At 60.3% G+C, this 19,649-nt stretch carries 19 protein-coding genes and 5 pseudogenes; 13 read left to right on the top strand and 11 right to left on the bottom strand.

Annotated elements, in window-relative coordinates:
- The first annotated feature begins 9 nt into the window (after positions 1-9).
- The 4 genes and pseudogenes from AC1DDS_RS23465 to AC1DDS_RS23450 all read left to right on the top strand — a co-directional run.
- Positions 10-705 carry an RraA family protein gene (locus AC1DDS_RS23465; RefSeq protein ID WP_477481055.1) on the top strand — a complete coding sequence of 232 codons (696 nt, stop codon included), beginning with the start codon at positions 10-12 and terminating at the stop codon, positions 703-705.
- A complete protein-coding gene (locus tag AC1DDS_RS23460; RefSeq protein WP_477481054.1) occupies positions 698-1,420 on the top strand; it encodes an HpcH/HpaI aldolase family protein in 723 nt (240 codons plus the stop codon). The genes AC1DDS_RS23465 and AC1DDS_RS23460 overlap by 8 nt, the downstream gene beginning before the upstream one ends.
- Positions 1,421-1,450: 30 nt before the next feature.
- Positions 1,451-3,055 (top strand): 5-guanidino-2-oxopentanoate decarboxylase, encoded by a 1,605-nt coding sequence (locus AC1DDS_RS23455; RefSeq protein ID WP_477481053.1) that lies wholly within the window; start codon positions 1,451-1,453, stop codon positions 3,053-3,055.
- 59 nt (positions 3,056-3,114) lie between these two features.
- A pseudogene (locus tag AC1DDS_RS23450) lies at positions 3,115-3,384 on the top strand (DUF1214 domain-containing protein); the annotation flags it as partial.
- Between the two features lie 298 nt (positions 3,385-3,682).
- On the opposite strand, the pseudogene AC1DDS_RS23445 reads toward AC1DDS_RS23450, so the two are convergent.
- Positions 3,683-3,880 (bottom strand): annotated as a pseudogene (locus tag AC1DDS_RS23445) (hypothetical protein); the annotation flags it as partial.
- A gap of 6 nt (positions 3,881-3,886) precedes the next feature.
- Positions 3,887-4,078: pseudogene (locus AC1DDS_RS23440) on the bottom strand (hypothetical protein); the annotation flags it as partial.
- A gap of 526 nt (positions 4,079-4,604) precedes the next feature.
- On the opposite strand from AC1DDS_RS23440, the gene AC1DDS_RS23435 reads away from it, so the two are divergent.
- Positions 4,605-4,853: a hypothetical protein gene (locus tag AC1DDS_RS23435; protein ID WP_477481052.1), complete on the top strand. Its 249-nt coding sequence runs from the start codon at positions 4,605-4,607 to the stop codon at positions 4,851-4,853.
- A gap of 114 nt (positions 4,854-4,967) precedes the next feature.
- A pseudogene (locus AC1DDS_RS23430) lies at positions 4,968-5,253 on the top strand (hypothetical protein).
- Between the two features lie 47 nt (positions 5,254-5,300).
- Here the strand turns inward: AC1DDS_RS23430 and AC1DDS_RS23425 are convergent.
- On the bottom strand, positions 5,301-5,492 hold the full coding sequence (locus AC1DDS_RS23425) for a hypothetical protein (RefSeq protein ID WP_477481051.1): 192 nt from the start codon (positions 5,490-5,492) through the stop codon (positions 5,301-5,303).
- A gap of 62 nt (positions 5,493-5,554) precedes the next feature.
- On the opposite strand from AC1DDS_RS23425, the gene AC1DDS_RS23420 reads away from it, so the two are divergent.
- Both AC1DDS_RS23420 and AC1DDS_RS23415 read left to right on the top strand, forming a co-directional pair.
- Entirely contained in the window at positions 5,555-5,740 is a 186-nt protein-coding gene (locus tag AC1DDS_RS23420) for a hypothetical protein (RefSeq protein WP_477481050.1), read from the top strand.
- 257 nt (positions 5,741-5,997) lie between these two features.
- The gene (locus AC1DDS_RS23415; RefSeq protein WP_477481049.1) at positions 5,998-6,192 is read left to right on the top strand and encodes a con-10 family general stress protein; all 195 of its coding nucleotides are present in this window, start codon (positions 5,998-6,000) and stop codon (positions 6,190-6,192) included.
- 325 nt (positions 6,193-6,517) lie between these two features.
- Here AC1DDS_RS23415 and AC1DDS_RS23410 read toward each other — a convergent pair whose 3' ends face one another.
- The 8 genes and pseudogenes from AC1DDS_RS23410 to AC1DDS_RS23375 form a co-directional block, all read right to left on the bottom strand.
- Positions 6,518-6,946, bottom strand: a complete 429-nt coding sequence (locus tag AC1DDS_RS23410; RefSeq protein WP_477481074.1) for a PhzF family phenazine biosynthesis protein — start codon at positions 6,944-6,946, stop codon at positions 6,518-6,520.
- Between the two features lie 3 nt (positions 6,947-6,949).
- Positions 6,950-7,117: pseudogene (locus AC1DDS_RS23405) on the bottom strand (ATP-binding cassette domain-containing protein); the annotation flags it as partial.
- A gap of 2 nt (positions 7,118-7,119) precedes the next feature.
- On the bottom strand, positions 7,120-8,439 hold the full coding sequence (locus tag AC1DDS_RS23400) for a D-serine ammonia-lyase (RefSeq protein WP_477481048.1): 1,320 nt from the start codon (positions 8,437-8,439) through the stop codon (positions 7,120-7,122).
- Between the two features lie 122 nt (positions 8,440-8,561).
- On the bottom strand, positions 8,562-9,320 hold the full coding sequence (locus AC1DDS_RS23395; protein ID WP_477481047.1) for an amino acid ABC transporter ATP-binding protein: 759 nt from the start codon (positions 9,318-9,320) through the stop codon (positions 8,562-8,564).
- 24 nt (positions 9,321-9,344) lie between these two features.
- On the bottom strand, positions 9,345-10,469 hold the full coding sequence (locus tag AC1DDS_RS23390) for an amino acid ABC transporter permease (protein ID WP_477481046.1): 1,125 nt from the start codon (positions 10,467-10,469) through the stop codon (positions 9,345-9,347).
- The gene (locus tag AC1DDS_RS23385; RefSeq protein WP_477481045.1) at positions 10,466-11,680 is read right to left on the bottom strand and encodes an ABC transporter permease subunit; all 1,215 of its coding nucleotides are present in this window, start codon (positions 11,678-11,680) and stop codon (positions 10,466-10,468) included. Before AC1DDS_RS23385 ends, AC1DDS_RS23390 begins: the two co-directional genes overlap by 4 nt.
- 63 nt (positions 11,681-11,743) lie before the next feature.
- Entirely contained in the window at positions 11,744-12,775 is a 1,032-nt protein-coding gene (locus tag AC1DDS_RS23380) for a transporter substrate-binding domain-containing protein (RefSeq protein WP_477481044.1), read from the bottom strand.
- 375 nt (positions 12,776-13,150) lie between these two features.
- Positions 13,151-14,047, bottom strand: a complete 897-nt coding sequence (locus AC1DDS_RS23375; protein ID WP_477481043.1) for a LysR family transcriptional regulator — start codon at positions 14,045-14,047, stop codon at positions 13,151-13,153.
- 131 nt (positions 14,048-14,178) lie between these two features.
- Between AC1DDS_RS23375 and AC1DDS_RS23370 the strand changes: the two genes are divergently transcribed.
- The 5 genes from AC1DDS_RS23370 to AC1DDS_RS23350 all read left to right on the top strand — a co-directional run bounded on the left by AC1DDS_RS23370 (position 14,179) and on the right by AC1DDS_RS23350 (position 19,114).
- Positions 14,179-15,456 (top strand): serine hydroxymethyltransferase, encoded by a 1,278-nt coding sequence (locus tag AC1DDS_RS23370; RefSeq protein ID WP_477481042.1) that lies wholly within the window; start codon positions 14,179-14,181, stop codon positions 15,454-15,456.
- Positions 15,457-15,569: 113 nt separating this feature from the next.
- Entirely contained in the window at positions 15,570-16,457 is an 888-nt protein-coding gene (gene folD, locus AC1DDS_RS23365; RefSeq protein ID WP_477481041.1) for a bifunctional methylenetetrahydrofolate dehydrogenase/methenyltetrahydrofolate cyclohydrolase FolD, read from the top strand.
- A 24-nt stretch (positions 16,458-16,481) separates the two neighbouring features.
- A complete protein-coding gene (gene purU / locus AC1DDS_RS23360; RefSeq protein WP_477481040.1) occupies positions 16,482-17,375 on the top strand; it encodes a formyltetrahydrofolate deformylase in 894 nt (297 codons plus the stop codon).
- 72 nt (positions 17,376-17,447) lie between these two features.
- The gene (locus AC1DDS_RS23355; protein WP_477481039.1) at positions 17,448-18,698 is read left to right on the top strand and encodes a D-amino acid dehydrogenase; all 1,251 of its coding nucleotides are present in this window, start codon (positions 17,448-17,450) and stop codon (positions 18,696-18,698) included.
- 35 nt (positions 18,699-18,733) lie between these two features.
- A complete protein-coding gene (locus AC1DDS_RS23350) occupies positions 18,734-19,114 on the top strand; it encodes a RidA family protein (protein WP_477481038.1) in 381 nt (126 codons plus the stop codon).
- Positions 19,115-19,649: the final 535 nt, after the last annotated feature.

The following is a 19,649-nucleotide window of genomic DNA, read 5'->3' as shown; positions in this document are numbered from 1 at the left end:
CATTTCATCATGTCGATCAAATCCTACCGGATCGCCGACCCAGCGCCGCAGCTCGACGCCGGCCTGCTCGCCCGCTTTGCCCGCGTCGAGGCGGCCACCGTCGGCCACTACCTGCACGACCGCTTCATGCGCAATGACCTGCGTCCGCTGATCGACGGCGTGCGGGTGGCGGGCACCGCGCAGACCGTCTCGATCCCCGGCCCCGATTCCACCCTACTCTACCACGCGATGGACCGGGTGCGGCCCGGCGACATCCTGGTGATCGACCGGGCCGGCGACGAGCGCCACGCCGCCTGGGGCGGCTTCATGGCGGCCGTCGCCAAGGAACGCGGGCTTGCCGGCGTGATCATTGACGGCATGATCACCGATCCGGCCGCAATCCATGAGGCCGGCGTGCCGACCTGGGCGCGCGGCGTTTCGCCGATCACCACCAAGCTGCTCAATCTCGGCGGCGGCTACAACATTCCCGTCTCCTGCGGCGGCGTCACCGTCAATCCGGGCGACGCGATCCTTGCCGACGACTGCGGCATCCTCGTGCTGCCGCCGGACCAGGTGGCGGGCATCGCCGATGTTGCGCTGGCCGACCAGGAGGACGAGGGAAGCTGGGTGGCGCGCATCCGCGCCGGCGCCAAATTGCAGGATCTGGTGGACATCGCTGGCATGATCGCCGAGCGGCAGCAGAAGGATCGCGCCGCCCATGGCTGACACGCTCCAAAACCTCGCCATCTGGCTCTCGACCCCGCACCAGGCGATGATCGAGATCGCCCATGACATCGGCTATCGACACGTCGTGCTCGACATCGAGCATGGCCTGTTCGACCTCGAAGCGACGGACCGCATCATCGCGCTCGGCAAGGCGCTCGGCATGACGATGCACGCCAAGGTGCTGGGGCCGAAGGCGATCCCGATCCAGCAGGCGCTCGACATGGGCGCCGACAGCGTCATCATCCCCCATATCGGCGATGTCGAGCATGCGCGCCGCGTGACCGCCTCCGCCAAGTATCCGACGCTCGGCACGCGCAGCTTCTCCGGCACCCGCCCTGCCCGCTACGGCGGCGTTAAACCGGACTACTACGAAAACGAGAACGCCAAGACGCGCTGCTATCCGATGATCGAGTCGGCAGCGGCCCTAAAGGATGTCGAGGCCATCCTCGCGCTTCCGACCGTCGACGGGCTGTTTATCGGCCCGAGCGACCTGTCGCTCGATTCCGGCCGCGGTGCGTATCGCAACACCGATGCGGACAAGGCTGATCTGAAGACGATCGCGGCGGCCGCCCGCAAAGCCGGAAAACCCTGGATCATGCCCGCCTGGTCGCGCACCGAGCGCGCCGCCGCCCAGGAACTCGGCGCCAGCCTGATGGTGGTGGCCGATGAATACGGCTCGATCTGGATGGGCCTCGAAGACGCAGCCAAACCCTGAAACAAAGATTATCCGAACGGATCACTCATCATGAACGAGACAATTTCCTGCGGCAGCCGCCTGATGCAAATCCTGAAGGCCTATGGGGTCGACACTGTCTTCGGCATGCCGGGCGTGCACACGCTCGAAGCCTATCGCGGCATGGACGCCGCCGGCATCCGCCATATCGGCGTGCGCCATGAACAGGGCGCCGGCTTCATGGCCGACGGTTATGCCCGCATGTCGGGCAAGCCGGGCGTCTGCGTCCTGATATCCGGACCCGGCGTCACCAACGCCGCGACGCCGATCGGCCAGGCCTATTCCGACAGCGTGCCGATGCTGGTGATCACCTCCGTCGCCGCCAACAAGGATCTCGGCATGGGCCGCGGCACGCTGCACGAGATCACCGACCAGTCGGCCGTGACGCGGCCGCTCACCGCCTTTTCCGAGACCGCGGCCAACCCTGATCAGGTGCGCGAATACATCGCCCGCGCCTTCGCGCTCTTCGAAAGCGGCCGGCCGCGGCCGGTGCATCTCTCCATCCCGCTCGACGTCTTCAAGGAGCCCGACGACAAGCCGGCAAACCGGCGCAGCACCGCCCGACGCCGCGAGCCCGATGCGGCGCAGGTCGAGGCGGCAGCTGCCATCCTCAACGCGGCAAAGCGGCCGATGATCCTCGCCGGTGGCGGCGCGGTCTCCGCCGCAGGCGAGGTCCGGGCGCTGGCGGAGAAGATCGGCGCGGCCGTCGTGCCGACCATCGCAGCCAAGGGCATCCTGGCTGACGACCATCCGCTGGCGCTGGAGGTGACGATCGACCGCGGCGCCACCCAGGCCTTTGTTCGCGATGCCGATGCGGTACTGCTCGTCGGCACCGAGCTTGCCGAACCGGACATCTGGCTGGATGGCCCGCTGCCGATGAATGGCAAGCTCATCCGCATCGACATCGATCCGGCGACGTTGGTGCGCGACTACGATGTCGACGTCGCCATGGAAGCCGATGCGAAATTGGCGGTGGCGGCGATCACGGACACGGTCTCCCGGGCCACAGGCTTCAAGGAGTCCAATGCCATTGCCGCACTGCGCGCCGCCGAGCGCGAGGCGCTGACGCCGCTCGAGAAGAAGCATGTCCGCGTGCTCGATAGCCTTCGCAACGCTATCCCCGACGACGGTGTCGTCTATACCGACATGACGCAGCTCGCCTATTCTGGTTACGCCTTCTATCGCAGCGCCCTGCCCCGCACCTGGCATTTCCCGGCCGGCTTCGGCACGCTCGGCTATGCTCTGCCGGCAGCGATCGGCGGCAAGATCGCCAGCCCCGAGACGCCGGTCGCCGTCATCGTCGGCGACGGCGGCTTCCAGTTCACCCTCCAAGAACTCGGCACCGCGGTGGAAAACAAGCTGCCGCTCGCCATCATCCTCTGGAACAATGACAGCCTCGCCCAGATCCGCGACGGCATGATTGTCCGCGACATCCCGACCATCGGCGTCAACCAGCACAACCCGGATTTCGTCAAGCTCGCCGAAGCCTATGGCTGCCGAACCGCCGAGCCGAACAGCTTCGAGGAGCTTGAGGCTGGGGTGAAGGCTGCCTTCGCCGCGGACGGTCCGACGGTCATCCACCTGCGGGAGAACGCCAGCTTCTTGGAGATAAAATAACATGGGCGGGCAGCAAAACGGATCGTCGTGAAGACGAGCGCGAGTGGGCTGTTCCGCTGTTGTTGCAGCTGGACGGACGCCTTCTGTGCGTCTGCAATCCCATCAACCGTTACTCGATCAGTGCGCGCCAGGACCTTAAAGTTAATCCTGACGGCTCCGTCGACATCCTCATCCAGAACAAGTCGCCCGGCGCGAACAAGGAGTCGAACTGGCTCCCTGCGCCCAAGGGCAAGTTCTACCTGATGATGCGGCTCTATTGGCCTGACGAGAGCGATCCGTCGATCCTCAGCGGTTCCTGGGTGATTCCGCCGGCCAAGCGGATGGACTGAACACCATCCGCTGATTTATCTTCACACGTTGACCACGGATGTACTGGCAGCGGGTGATACGGAAGGTCGGGTGACCCCGGCCTTTTTTGTTGTCATTGTTTCGCTTGGAAAGGCAACCACTGGGGATGTATGCGCATGGGCCATTGCTCTTGGTCATCGCCGTTCCACAGCAATCCGTGCATTCCCACCGTGAGGATTTCACTTCGGCAGATCTCTCTGAACATATCCGCACCGTTCAGGTACCACTTGCCAGGGTTAGCCCCAAGTGGGCCGGGAAAAGCGGCTGACAGCGCTCAGTTCAACGCGAACGATCCAGGTCGGTTTCGTCAAAATTGATGTCCCAATCGTCCGGTTCCGTAGACCCCGGTGGGTTCCGATGAACCGTGGCATCTTCAGAGCCCGTTACGACGGTAGGTTTGGCGCTGGCTACGCCATCGCTTTTTCGATCAGCGCGTGACTTTGCGAATTGGCCCTCGGCATCCTTTTCGGGATTTGCCGTGACCCTTGTTTTTAGAGCGTCCGAAGGTCGATTGCGCTCGGGATCTCTGTTGTTTTCTCCCACAGCGTCTCGGTCTACGTCGGGATTATCCTTGGCAGGAAGATAACCGCGGGGGCGGTTCTCCTTCGGACCTTCCCAGCGCGGCGACTGATCGGTAGTGCCTGGCGCACCGTCTTTTGGATTGTTCATGCCCATGATTGATCTCCTTCCACAGGGATCAATCCAGCTGGAGATCGAAAGTTCCTCCAGTGGCAGGTCTCGCAGGATTTTGATCTTTGCGCAATTCGGACGCGTCCTGATACAGCTTGCGCCATCCCGCTGCTTCTGCTGTTCTACTCTCATGTCGTGCGTTCTTCAGGACTGGCATGGTCAAGCTTTTCGGAGACGCAAATGATCTGGAGCAATGCAACATGCCCTGTCACCGATGAGCCGGCTCGGGAGATGGACCCGCGGATCGGCGACAATGTTGAGTTTGTCTGCCGTACCTGCGGTCACTTTCGAGTGACGGGATCCGCGCTGAAGACCATGCGCCATTTTCCCGTTAGCGCCCGACAACGCGCCCTCAGTAGAGCGACTGACAGAGCAGCGCGAGACGGGAGTATGCCGACACTTACGACGGCCGATCTGCAATAGCCTCGCCAGGCTCTCGGACGTAGAGGCATTTGCGTTTGGAAGAGAGATGGAGGAGGCTGTTAGCGAGCCACCTTCGGAGATGCCGGCAATGAACAAGAGGCCGCTACCGGTGGCTGTTTGTGCAACGTGCGGCCACATCCAGTATGATGCGGACGCGATCGATAAGCCCTGCCGCCGCAAAGATGGATTGATGCGCTGCAACGGTAGTTATATGCGGCGAACGAGCAATGACGACTGGCTGGAATGTCCCACCTGCTATGCAACCGGGCGCGATGGTTCCACGGTGTGTCTGGCATGCGGCGGACGCGGCTGGTTTGAAAAACGAAAACAATGCTGATACAGACACGGGAAACTCGCCGCGGTGAGGCGACGGGTTGTACTTGCCTGCCAACCTCCGGCGCGCTTACGCCACGTTCTCAGGTCTCGCATCTCGGACCGGCAATCAAATCCTATGAACGACAAGATCTTTGACACTCTGACTGGCATATATTTCACGCTCGACGACCCGGACGGCACCTATGGCAGCCACCGAGGGAGTGTATCTCGTTCGCTTCGACGGTAACGAGGTGACGCTACCCTTGGAGCTCGTATCCATCGGAGAGATGCTGGAGACCACCGAAGAGGAGTACCGGCTCTGGCGGTTCTTCGACACGATCGAAGACCGAGATAAGTGGATCGAATGGCTGGATGCGCCATCCAAGCCGAGGGTCATTACACTCGTTAGGCCGACCAAGTGAAATTGCCGGGCGACCGTCGCCGAATGCTCGAATGAGCTGAACATCGTCTATCTGTTGGAAGCCAAGACCAGCGTGAGCGCGATCCCCATCTCGTCGAACAGAACTTGTATCCCGATCCAGACGAGCTTTTCGACCCCAAGGGCGACCCGCTTCTGAAACAGAACTTCTGGGACGACTGACCTATGCAGATCGGTCGCGTTAAGTCCGACCGCCCAGCCGTTAATGTCCAGCTTCACCACTGTGGAACTTTGCTGACGTCTCGCCGTTCCGGTTTCATCGCGCACAAAGGAGCGCGACCATCATGAAAACCAAGATGTTGATGCGGATTTACGCCAGGGTAGGAGGCCACAGCACGGACAATCCGCCGTATCTGCGGACCGCGAGAAAGCAAAAGGAGAAGCGGAACATCGACGCGGCGGGCAGTGCAAAAGCCGATGGTGAACTTGCAGAACTACCGATGCAAACTAAGATTAGAACTCGCTGCTGACACCTCGGTTCCCGTTTCCTTCCGGCGCGCCCCGGCTCCGAGCGAGCGTCACGCGCCACGCTGCATGCAGGTTCAGGTCTACCTTTTGCCTTCCCTCGTCTGGGACGCGGCGCAGACCTGGGTACGGGGTTCAGCGGACGGCCCCACTATTTTCCACAATTCGCGGGAATCTTTTGCGTACTGAGGGGAACCAGACGGCTTCCGGCTGGTTATCACTCGCCTGCGCGGGCGCTTTTCAACCAACTTGGAGAAAGAAAATGCCAGACAGAAAACAGGACGACGACCGCCAAAGCAACAAGGGCAGCGATGGCACCTCAAAGCGCGGCTTCGCTTCAATGGACGACGACAAGCAGCGTGAAATTGCTTCGAAAGGCGGCAAGGAATCGGGCGGCAACTTCAAGAACGACCCGAAGCGCGCTGCTGAGGCTGGAAAAAAAGGCGGACAATCATAAAGCGCCAGTCCGTCTCATCATCGAAATCTTTGGGGGCCTGGTGGCCCCTCAGAAAGTCTAAAAAAGTTAGCGCCGTTTCATGGCCGGTGGAGGAAAGACGCCCGTCACCATAGACATACGGGGTGACGGGCTACTATCGCGTTCACCAGCGCAATGGAAGCGGTCAAGGTACTGTCAAAGATTGGCTACATATCGACAGTCACCTTCTGGAACGCACTTGCAAGTCGTTTGCTGACTTGCAGGCGACGTAAGCCCTTAGATTTGCCGGACGGCGGTTCTTATGCCAGCGTGGCCGGTATTCTGGTCGTACACAGTTGAAGCGGTTTCAGCCTCGTTTCGCGTGAGTGTCGAGCAACGGCAGCGGCCCGTCAATGCAGGTAACGACTTTGCCACCGATCCAGATGTTTTCGGACTCGAGTTGGACATGTACGCTCCCCGACCTACCCAAGACTGTTCCTTGAGCAGCGACATATGAAGACGGGGCGATATTCGCAGATACGAGCCATTTGGCCAAACCTGCATTCACGCTCCCTGTGACTGGATCCTCATAACCACCAGCAGTAAAGGCTCGGACCTCAAAGTCTACATCACCAGCCTCTCCTGAACAGGGTGCGACTAGACCAACTCTTAGGCCGGAAATCGCCTGATAGTTTGGACGAACGTTCAGAAGATCATCTCTGCTCCGAAGGAGCAACGCCATCCATCCGGGACCATTATCTACCCAGTTCGCGTCAACTACTTTATCAGATGGCAGGTTTAGTTTCCGCTCCTTTGGGATCTTCGCCAGCAGTTTCAGTATGCCGGCAGCCACAAGCTGATCGAGTGCGGATGTCACTTCGTCGCAAATGATCAGCTTGGGTTCCGCAGCGAGCGCGCGCGATTCCTATGCGCTGCTTCTGCCACCGGAAAGTTCCGTGGGCAACCGGTTCATGTACTCTTGGCCTCGGTCAGGAAATTCTGGAACTGCTCGTCGGGCACGAAAGAGCCACCCGTCGCCCAAAGTATATGTGTAGCTTCACCCAATTTGTCCTGAATGCCGTGCTGCGCGGTGAATTCCTCCCCGTGCGGGTGGCGTACGATGAACTTGGGCCCGAGGAGCGCCGCTGTGGCGGAGGGCTCGAAACGCCATCCCTCGGTTTCGTGGGCTGCCAGCAGCATTCTAAGCAAATCGTCGTCGGCGACAGTGTAGACCCCTGCCAACATCTCCCGCATGACCGTGGCGACGAAGGCGGACATCCTCGCGACTGCCATTCCATCGGCCTCGGTCTTGTTCGTCAGACCGACGTCATAGACGGACACCAGTTCTTCCGAACCCGACATCATGTGCACGAGCGCGCATGGCGATTGTGCGGGCTCCACGAAGAAAGGGTGCACGTTGTCACCGAATACGGCCTTCGCGCCAAAGGTTACGCCGCCCGGAGCACCGCCGATGCCACAAGGAAGGTAAAGAAACAGCGGGTTCTGCTCGTCAACGGTAACGCCCGCCGCCTTCAGCTGCTCGGCCAGCTCGAATGCGGCGACGCTGTACCCAAGGAACAAGTGGCGGGACTTCTCGTCGTCGACAAAGTAAATGGTCGGGTCACCCTCGGCCACGACGCGGGCGTTCTCGACGGCAGTGGTGTAGTCCGCTTCATGCTTGACGACCTCGACACCCATGCGGACGAGGCGGTCCACCTTCCACTGCTTCGCGTCGGACGACATATGGACGGTTGCCTTGAAGCCAAGGGCCCGTGCCGCGATGCCGACACTCAAGCCGAGATTACCCGTGCTGCCGACAGCGACCGTGTATTTCGAAAAGAACGCTCGTGCTTCGTCGCCGGCGAGCTTTTGGACATCGTCGTCCTCTCCGAGCAGCCCGTTCTCACGAGCCAGGTTCTCTGCGAAAAGGAAGACCTCATATACGCCTCCCCTCGCCTTGATCGAACCGGCAACGGGCAGGTCGCTATCCGCCTTGATGAACAGACGACCATAGTCGAGCGAATCGTATCCGATGGCATCTCTGAGACCTTGGAGTTCGACGAGGTTCGAACGGATCGCGCCTCCTGTCTCGCGCAGTTCTTCGAAGCATGCCTGCAGGAGTGGCGCGAGCCTTTCCCAGTTCTGTTTGGCTTCGACAACGTCCGCCGGGCTCACCGGCAGGTCAGAACTGTCGATGGCTCCCAATCGATATGACGGATTTACCCACAGCGTGGGCTGCCCGGCGGCGACCTCCTGGCCGAGAGTGGTATCCGGAAGTTTGTAGGTCATTGCGAACTCCTAAATTTCATCACGTCATGCAACTCGCAAAGCGATCGCTGTGACCTAGTCCGGCACGCTGGACGGAGATCCCAGCATGCGGGAACTGTGAAGTCGATTTCCCAAATCCTGGATCAGTGTTTCAGCACGCGAGCCAGGAACGAGCGAGCACGCTCGTTCTGAGGTTTATCGAAGAACGCTTCCGGCTTGGCGATTTCGAGAATCGAGCCCTGGTCGATGTAGACGACGCGATCTGCGACTTCGCGAGCGAAACCCATCTCGTGGGTAACAATCATCATCGTCATGCCCTCGGCGGCAAGTTCGCGCATGACGTCCAGAACCTCGCCCACCATTTCCGGGTCGAGTGCGCTGGTCGGCTCGTCAAAGAGCATCAGGTGAGGCTCCATCGCCAAGGACCGCGCGATAGCAACGCGCTGCTGCTGGCCACCGGACAGCTGTCCGGGGTACTTGTGGGCATGATCCTTCAAGCCCACGCGCTCCAGGAGCTTGATCGCTGCGGCTTCTGCCTCCGCCGTGGATTTCTTCCGAACGCGGATCGGCGCGATCGTGATGTTCTCGATGACGGTCTTGTGGGGGAACAGGTTGAACTGCTGAAACACCATGCCCACGCCCTTCCTAATCTCCGCCAGCTCGCTTTCACCGCCGAGCCGACGATCTTCTTCGACAGGCATCTGGTAACCATCCACGACTAGACTTCCGTTCTGGTACATCTCCAGACCGTTCACGCACCGGATCAACGTGGACTTCCCGGAACCGCTGGCCCCAAGGACGACCATGACCTCGCCGCGCGTCACCGTTAGGTCGATATCCTTCAGCACGTGATGTGAGCCGTAGAATTTGTTTATGCTTTTCATTTCAACGATGGTGTTCATCGCTCTGACTCCATGTTTACCTGCTTAGCGACTGCCAGCGGCCATATGCGCTTCGAGCTTCCGCGCGGCGTACGTAATCATCGATCCGACGAGGAAATAGCTCAGCAGCAGAAATGAATAGACTTCGTAGGTGCGGTCCCCATTTTGCGGGTTCGCGAGTATCATCTGGCCAGCCCGGAGAAAATCGGTCAGGCCAATAATGAACACGAGCGGCGCAGCGTTGAAGATGTCGAGCACGTTCCCGACGAGCGGCGGCACGACAACCCGCAGCGCCTGCGGAAGCACGATCGAGCGGTTGATGTCGAACTCGCTCATGCCAAGGGACCGGGCCGCCTCTGTCTGACCCTTGGGTACCGCCTGAAGTCCGCTCCTGACGTATTCAGCCACATAGGCCGAATAGAAGATGGTGAAACCGATCATGCCGCGGGCGACATCGGCGAGGCCCCATCCTGTGGCCAGCACGGGCATGAGAATCCAAATCCAGTAGACGACCAGGATCAGCGGAAGCGACCGCATGGTCTCGATATAGCCCGTGCAGATGAGGCGGACACTGGAAAACCGACTGCGGCGACCGAATGCGAGGAGAATACCGATCGGAAGGGACAGAACAGCCGTCACCAGCGTTAGCAGGACGCTTAGGAGCAATCCACCCCAAAGCCCCACCCCGGGAGGTGCCATCACGGCGAAGACCGCGATGAACCCCGTGACCGCGGCTGGCAAGAGGACATGCCTGGCGAGCGGCAGATAGGAAGTCAACACCCAACCGCACGCGAGGATTGCCATGACCAGGGTGGTCAAGGCAGAGACTTGCCACCCTCCGCCGACGATCAACAGGACCACGGGAACCAAGGCAAGGAAAAGCGCATGGTGTTTGCGGAAACCGAAAACGCATCCCAGACCCGCGCCGAGGAGGCCGCCGATAATGCCGACGGCCGTCCAGGCCCGCCAAGCCTGGTCCGCAGGAAAGATGCCGATCATCAGAACGCGCATGCTCTGCGGAATGACATCCCATTGCGCAGCTGTGAACGCCCAATGGAGTGCGGAGTATACCAGCCAGAGCGTTCCCGGGATCACTACGATCGAAAGGACCGCGTCGAAGGGCTTGGCGAACAGGTTGTGACGGGACCACTTGAATGCGTAAGCAATCATCGGGACGCTCCCTTTTGATTCAGGCGTCTATCGGCCCACGAGACGATTGCGCTGATGATCCAGCTCAGCATCAGGTAAGAAATCATGACGATGACGATGCCCTCGAGGCTGTGACCCGTCTGATTGGCTACGGTGCCATAGACGTTGAAGAGGTCCGGGTACCCGATCGCGATACCGAGAGCGGTGTTCTTTGCGAGGCTGATGTACTGATTTCCGAACGACGGAAGGACGACGCGGAACACCTGCGGAAGGATGATGTCATTGACCGTGTTGCGGCGGCTGAGACCGAGCGAACCGGCGGCCTCCCATTGCCCTTTGGGCAGTGCGTCGATCGCGCCACGGACGATTTCGGCGATGTAGGAAGCGCTGTTCACGACGATGGCCAACAAAAGCGCGGCCATCTCGGGGCTGAGGCCTGTCCCGCCGCTCGCCTGGAACCTAGTTGCGACCGGGTAATCGATCGAGATCCTTCCTGTCGCGAAGAATAGGCCGATGAGGGCCACGATCGCGACCGTACAGGCGCGACGCATTCCCTTAACCGGGTCCAGGATCGCTCCGACAACCGCAACCCATGTGGCGGTAGCAAGACCGATCGAGACAGCGGAGCCGTCGCCCTCCCAAGAGAGGGCTGGGAGGTATAGGCCCTGCTGGCTCACTATGAGACCACCATAAAGCTTAGCGGCAGATGCCAGAGGCGGGAACTGCAGTACGACTGCGAAGTACCAGAACACGAGTTGGATCAGCAGCGGCGTGTTCCGCACGAACTCCACGATCCAGAACGATAGGGTTCGGACAACCCAGTTCGTCGAAAGACGGCCGACCCCGAGCAGCGTGCCGAGTATCGTGCTGAAGATGATGGCGAGGACCGCGACCTTCACGGTGTTCAACATGCCCGTGATAAAGGCTGCTCCGTTCGATCTGTCCGAAGTGAAAGTCTCGAATGAGGGCAGGAACCCGTCGATGAACGAAAGGGTCTTCCCTTCGCTGATTTCGAAGCCGGCCGCATTTGCGAGAAAGGCGAAACTGAACTTGATCCCTTTCTGGGCAAGCCCTTCCTTCACCGCATATGCGAGCAAGGCGACAAGCGCCAACGCCACCGCCACTATTGCCACTTGTGCGGAGTCGTGGCGCAACCGGTTACGGAACCGCCTCGCCTGCTGTTGGTCGCGACCGACGGCACGCGGTGCCCGGTTCGTTTCACTGATGGTCATATCCGGACTCCAAGCGCCGTTGCGGGCTAGAGCGACCACCGTCGCTCCAGCCCATTCTCAGGATCAATTCCAGAGCGGGGAGTAGATCGCGCCACCCTGGGTCCAAAGGGCGTTCGAGGTGCCCTTGCGCTCCAGGTACATCTTGGTGTTGGGGCCGAGGTTCCGGTCGTAGATCTCACCGAAGTTTCCGACGGCCTTGACCGCCTGCGCTACGAAGTCGTCAGAGAGGCCGAAATCCTTACCGTAGCCGCCTCCCACGCCGAGGAACTTTTGAACGAAGGGATCTTCGCTCTTCATTTTTTCGTCGAGGTTCGCCTGGGTGATTTCGGATTCTTCAGCCTGGAAGAGACCGTAGTGCACCCAGCGCAGCGCGTTCCGCCACTTGGAGTCGTTGGCAACAACGAAGCCGCCGAACGGAGACTTGTCGAGAGTGTCGGGAAGGATCAGATAGTCGGCGGGCTTCGGGGAGTTGCCAGCCCAGGCGGCGAGCGCGGACTTGTCGGTGCTCATGGCGTTGCAACGGCCGGAGTTCAGTGCGGCGAACAGCTTCTCGAGGTTCTCGTAGGTCAGCACCTTGGACGTGGTCCAGCCGCGAGCCTTGAAGGCGTTCGTAAGAACCATTTCGGTGGAGGAACCCTGCGTAGTGCAGATGGTAGCGCCCTCAAGGTCGCTGAACTGCTGTACGCCCGACTCGACCTTCACCATGACGCCATTGCCGTCATAGAAATTGATCGGCAGAAAGTCGATGGAGATGGCGGATTCGCGGGCCGGCTTGATGGTCGTATGGGCAAAGACCACGTCCACCTGGTTCGTGAGGACGGCATCGAAGCGGCTCTTGTCGGTTACGGTGATGAACTTGACCTTCGACGCGTCGCCGAGAACGGCGGCTGCAACGGCCTTGCAGAAATCGACGTCGAGTCCTTCCATCTCACCCGTGGTGGTGTTTAGATAGCCAAAGCCCGGCGCGGTGTTGTCGGTACCGCAGTTCAGAACGTCCCGTTCCTTTACCGTATCCAGCACGGATGCGGACGCATTGGTAGCTGCGAAGGCCAGTCCGGCGAAAACCCCTGCCGTCAGTGCTTTCATCAATTTCATTTCAGTTCCCCTTTCGGATCGCTCTCGCGAGTTGCACGCCTACCGACGGGGGCACTGGTAAAAACTTGACATCGGTGCTGTCAACAGCGGCTCTTGCCGTTCTGAAGCATTTTCCCGCCGCTGGCGGATGTCGCCAAAAGTCGCGCCCGTCGATCGGCAGCAGGACGATAGGGATGCCATTCATTCAAATCTACTTAATTCTCCTTGATTGATACATTAGCAAAGATGTTGGTTCGACAGTCTGAGCTCCGGTACGGAGGGGTCAAGACAGCGCAAGTTCCGCGCCCGCAGCGGCTCCGCCCGCGCGGTCGCTTGGCATAGAAGAAGCCGGGCCCCAGAACGGCGAACCGGCATGGCCATTCGGCTGCAGATCAGCTAACCCGCACCCTGCTTGTGAGTGATCTGATCGATAAACACCTGCATCGCTGGGCTCCGCTTTTCGGATTTGCGAAATGCCAGGAAGATTTTACGACGAATTTCTGGGACGACCTTGCACACCCAGACGTCCTCGAGGTCATGACTGGCTCGTAGCCCCGGCAGCATCGAGATGCCGCAGTTTTGCCTGATAAGAGCGATCGTCACCTCGAACCCCTTACAGCGCGCGACGATATTAGGTTTGAAACCAACCGCCTGACACGCGTCTGCAAGCATGGTGTTGTACGTCTCGGACGCGGTGTCGATAGCCCAGCGCTCGTCGCGTAATTCCTTGAGTTTGACTGTCGGTCTTTCAGCCAGCCTATGGTCCTGGGAGACCATGACGTTGAACACGTCTTCCATCAGAAAGATGGCTTCGATGTTGGGGTCCAGGGCTCCTGTTGGCATATTCAGGTCGTCGATGATGGCAACGTCGGTCTGCCAGCTTCGCAAGGCCGCCACGCTCTCCGCAGGCTCCATTTCGTCGAACTGGATGGTCAGATGCGGATGCAACTCGGCTAGCTGGTGCACCACGTTCGGAATCAACGCCGCCGCCACGGATGGGAAGGCGGCGACCCTCAGCTCCCCCGAAATCACGCTCTTCAGTTCCGAGATATCTGCTCGCGCGGACTCGATCTCCGACAGAATGCTCTCGGTTCGCTCCACGAGCTTTTGGCCCGCCAAAGTCATGACGACCCCCCGCCCCCGACGTTCGATCAGCTTAATGCCGACCTCCTCCTCCAGAAGCGCTATCTGTTGCGATACAGCGGACGGCGAGACATAGAGAGCTTCAGCAACGGCCACCATCGTCTTTCTAATCGAGAGCTCCCTGAGCGCGCGCAAACGTCCGATGTCCATATCATCCTCCGCATCAGCCGGCGATTGATTAGCACGTCTTATGATATAAGCAAATATTATTAACTTTTTCTGGATCGTGACGGCAACTACCTTCCCCTCCGACGAAATCAATACCGATATCGGAGAGGAAAATGGAAAACGTGGCGAAGGCCTTTTTCGAAACTCACGTCGAAGAGCGCGATCCGCTCGTCGCAAATGCACTCGCAAGTGAGCGCGCCCGCCAGCAGAACCAGATCGAGCTGATTGCGTCGGAAAACATCGTCAGCCGCGCAGTTCTGGACGCGCTCGGACACGAGATGACGAACAAGACTCTGGAAGGCTATCCGGGGAACCGTTTCCATGGCGGCGGCGCGTTCGTCGACATCGTCGAACAGGCCGCGATCGACCGCGCCAAGGAACTCTTCGGCTGTGGCTACGCCAACGTTCAGCCGCACTCCGGTACCCAGGCAAACCTGGCAGTCTTCTTCCTGCTGTTGAAGCCTGGCGAAAAGGTCCTTTCGCTCGACCTTGCTGCCGGCGGACACCTCTCGCACGGCATGAAGGGCAACCTGTCAGGCCGCTGGTTCAAAGCGCACAACTACAATGTGAACGCGCAGAATGAAGTCATCGATTACGACGACATGGAGCGCATCGCAGAAGAAGTCCGTCCCAAGCTCCTGATCACGGGCGGCTCGGCTTATCCGCGCGAACTCGACTTCGAACGTATGTCGAAGATCGCCAAGAAAGTCGGCGCGTACTTCATGGTGGACATGGCGCATATCGCGGGCTTGGTGGCCGGCGGCGCTCACCCCTCGCCGTTCCCCCATGCCGACATCGTCACTTGCACCACCACCAAGACCCTTCGCGGTCCGCGTGGCGGCCTTATCCTCACGAACAACGAGGAGTGGTTCAAGAAGCTGCAGGCTGCGGTGTTCCCCGGTGTTCAGGGCTCGCTTCACAGCAACGTTCTCGCTGCCAAGGCGATCTGCCTTGGTGAAGCACTTCGCGACGACTTCAAGGTCTATGCCCACCAGGTCAAGGCCAACGCGAAGGCCCTCGCCGAGACCCTCGCAAACCGCGGTATCCGTATCGTATCCGGCGGCACCGATACGCACATCGTGCTGCTCGACCTCTCGAGCAAGGGCCTCAATGGGAAGCAGGTCGAAGATGTGCTGGCCCGCGCCAACATCACCTCGAACAAGAACCCGATCCCGGGTGACAGCCCGCGCCCGGCCGAGTGGGTCGGCATGCGTCTCGGTACCTCCGCGGCCACGACCCGCGGTCTGAAGGAAGAAGACTTCAGGGCGCTGGGCGAGGTCATTGCCGACCTCATCGAGGCGGAGGCCGCCGGAACGGCTGACGACGTCGTGGAAGGTGCCAAGGCTGTAGTCGCCGGCCTCACCGGTCGGTTCCCGGTCTACGGGCACTGAGCTGAACCTCCATTGCCCGGACGCTTGAAGATGCCGCGCGGACCAACCTACGCGCGGCATTTTCATACCTGTAGGGCGAGAGGCCAATTCCGATCCATAGGAGAGCCAACAAGATGGGAATGGATAGACTGCAACGAGCCGACGTGATTGACGGAAAAGCTTTCGCCAACGGCCTGCTGGAAAAGATCAGGGCTGACGTCGGATCGCTTGCCCAGACCGGTGCTGTCCCCGGCCTCGCCGTCGTACTCGTGGGAGACGACCCGGCAAGCACGGTGTACGTTGCGTCCAAGCACCGCCAGACCATCGCTGCGGGTATGAAGTCGTTCGAACACAGACTTCCTGCCGAGACCGCTCAGGACCATCTGATGGCCCTGATCGACCGCCTCAACCACGACCCGGAAGTCCACGGCATCCTGGTCCAACTGCCATTGCCGCGTCACCTCGACCCCAATGCGGTCATCCAGGCGATCAATCCGGACAAGGACGTCGACGGCTTCCACATTTCGAACGCCGGACGGCTCGCCACGGGCCAGTCCGCGTTGGTTCCTTGCACACCACTTGGCTGCATGATGCTGCTCAAAGATCGTCTGGGCGAAGACCTCGCCGGCTTGAACGCCGTGGTGGTCGGCAAGTCCAACATCGTCGGAAAGCCGATGGCGCAGCTCCTCATGAACGCCAACTGCACCGTAACGGTCGCTCATTCCAAGACGCGAAACACCGCGGACCTGTGCCGGGCAGCCGATATCCTCGTTGTCGCCGTCGGCAGGCCGGGGCTGGTCCGCGGAGACTGGATTAAGCCAGGAGCGGTGGTCATCGACGTAGGAATCAATCGCATCGTCGAAGAAGGCAAGCCGCGCATTGTCGGCGACGTCGCGTACGCCGAAGCGGGTCATGCCGCTGCCATCACTCCCGTTCCGGGAGGGGTCGGCCCCATGACGATCGCTTGCCTCCTGTCCAACACACTCACGGCCTTCCGCCGTCAGCAGGCCCTTCCCGCTTGATCAAATAGAACAGGAATTCAAGCTATGACCAACAAGCCTCGCTACGCACTGCGCGTCGCCTGCCCATCCATCCGCGGCGTGACCGCCGCCATTGCGTCCTACCTCTCGGAAAATGGGTGCAACATTTCCGATAGCGCCCAGTTCGACGACGGGGATACTAGCCGCTATTTCATGCGTGTCAGCTTCCAATCCGAGGAAGGCCGCTCGCTTGACGACCTTCGTGGCGGCTTCGCGGCAATCGCGGCCAAGTACGAGGCGAACGCCGAATTCTTCGACGAGACCGTGAAGAAGAAGGTGATCCTGATGGTTTCGCGGTTCGGCCATTGCCTGAATGACCTTCTCTATCGCTGGCGAATCGGCGCGCTGCCGATCGATATCGTCGGCGTCGTCTCCAACCACATGGATTACCAGCGCGTGGTCGTGAACCACGACATCCCGTTCCATTGCATTAAGGTGACCAAGGAGAACAAACCGGCTGCTGAGGCGGAGCAGATGCAGATCGTCGAGGACAGTGGTGCCGAACTCATCGTTCTGGCGCGCTACATGCAGGTTCTCTCAGACGACATCTGCCGGAAGATGTCCGGTAGGATCATCAACATCCACCACTCGTTCCTCCCCAGCTTTAAAGGCGCAAATCCCTACAAGCAGGCGTTCGAACGCGGCGTGAAGCTCATCGGTGCCACGTCACACTATGTGACCGCGGATCTCGACGAAGGTCCGATCATCGAGCAGGACATCGTGCGCGTGACCCATGCTCAGAGCGCCGAGGATTATGTCAGTCTGGGTCGCGACGTGGAAAGCCAGGTCCTCGCGCGCGCCATCCACGCTCACATCCATGGCCGTGTCTTCATCAACGGAAATAAGACCGTGGTCTTCCCGCCTTCTCCGGGCTCGTATGCCTCGGAACGCATGGGCTGACCTAAACTCAACCACAGGAACTTAAAGCGTCAGGAAGTCTGGTCCGGGCTTCCGGTAGAAACAGGGGCGTACATGAAAGTCGTAGTTCTCGGTGCCGGAATAATCGGCGTGACGTCGGCCTACCAGCTTGCCAAAGCGGGTCACGAGGTAATCGTCATCGACAGGCAGCAGGCCCCTGCCCTTGAAACCAGCTTTGCCAACGCAGGGGAGGTGTCGTTCGGTTACTGCTCGCCCTGGGCCGCGCCCGGCATTCCCCTGAAGGCGATGAAGTGGCTGTTCATGAAGCACGCTCCGCTGATCCTGCGACCGAAGCTGGATCGGGCGATGCTCTCCTGGCTCGTCAAGATGCTGGCCAACTGCAACGCCAAGCACTACGCCATCAACAAGAGCCGCATGCTAAGGCTTGCCGACTATAGCCGTGCCTCGATCGCCGCTCTTCGCGAAGAGACCGGCATTGCCTATGACGAGCGCATGCAGGGAACACTACAGCTTTTTCGGACACAGCAGCAGCTGGATGCGTCCGGGAAGGATGTTGCGGCGCTCGCAGCCGACGGCATTCCCTACGAGGTCCTGGACAGGGATGGCTGCATACGCGCTGAACCCGCCTTGGCGCACGTCAGGGAAAAGATCGTTGGGGGCCTGCTAACTCCCAAGGACGAAACCGGGGACTGCTTCAAATTCGCCGACGCGCTCGCCCGGAAGGCAACCGACCTGGGAGTATATTTTTCCTATTTGACGGGAATCAATGGTCTCGACGTCGAGGGCGGGCGGGTTCGCGCCGTCATCACCGACAAGGGTCGCGTCCCCGCCGATGTGGTCGTCGTGGCACTGGGTAGTTATTCCCCGCTTCTGATGAAGCCGCTTGGGGTTCGCCTCCCGGTGTACCCGGTGAAAGGATACTCTCTGACGATCCCGATCACGGATGCAGCCCGCGCCCCCGAGTCGACCGTGATGGACGAAACCTACAAGATCGCAATCACGCGGCTTGGCAGCCGGATCCGGGTCGGCGGCATGGCCGAAATCTCGGGATACACCAACGATCTGCATCCGGCGCGGCGGGACACGCTCGAGCACTCCGTCACCGATCTGTTCCCCGGTGGCGACGTCTCTCGCTCCACTTTCTGGTCGGGCCTCAGACCCATGACCCCGGACGGCACGCCGGTGATAGGTGCGACGAAGATCGGCGGCCTCTATCTCAACACTGGCCACGGCACGCTCGGCTGGACGATGAGTTCCGGGTCGGCGCGCGTGATCGCAGACCTGGTCAGCGGCCGCACGCCCGACATCGACGCGACCGACCTGGCGGTCGCCCGTTACTCCTGAAACCACACACGAACTCAGTAGTAGGAGAAAATTGCATGTTGACCGAAATCCAGACCGATGAAGCTCCCGGGGCCGTTGGCCCGTTCTCCCAGGCCATCCGCGTGGGGAACCTGTTGTTCGTATCGGGTGCGCTCCCGATCGATCCGGCGACGGGGGAGTTCAACAGCGACGACCCTGTTGCCCAGGCCGAGCAGTGCCTTCGAAACATCGCGGCAATTGCCAAGGCTGGCAAAACCGATCTCGCCAACACCGTAAAGACCACCGTCCTTCTGACCGATCTTGGCTGCTTCGTCGAGATCAACAAGGCCTATGCCACGTTCTTCGGAAAACCCTACCCGGCGCGTGCGTGCTACCAGGTCGCCGCCTTGCCCAAGGGTGCCAAGGTAGAGATCGAAGCGGTTATCGCCATCCCGTAAGCATTCGACATTTCGTCAATCGGCTGGCCGAAGGCAGACTGCTCCGTCGGCCAGCCGCCCTTATCCGACCGACGCGATCTTAATAAAGCAGCGTCGCAGCGCGGGCGCCATACACTCCCGTGCATTAAGCACGGCGACAAGGGTTTCTGCGGTCACTTCGGCCAGCACTACTTCATAGACAGCGGTGGGATCGAGGCGACTGGGCGCGCGCCCGGCGCTCCCTGACTAAGCCGACCCCAATCGGGCGTCGGCACGGATGAGATGTCCAAAGGCGTCCCCTCAAGAGGTACAGCAAGGGGTGTTCCAGCATTTCGGACGAGAGTCGAACTCGATCTTCCTCCTTGGAATTGAAGACGATATCGGCAAACGTTCATCCTGGCTGGGAGGCCGTTCGGCATGCCGCCAGGTGTCGCGACGGTCGCCGGCATGGCCGCTCGACCGGCCAATTGGTCGCTGGTGGTGGGACCGCGCTGAATCGCGACTCCCGCTGAGTCTATGCCTAGGAACTTGAACTGTCGAAATGCAATTCCAATAT

This window comes from Mycoplana sp. 10N416 (assembly GCF_056394765.1).
Note: the sequence above shows the minus strand (reverse complement) of the source record. Positions and strands in the feature narration are given on the sequence as shown.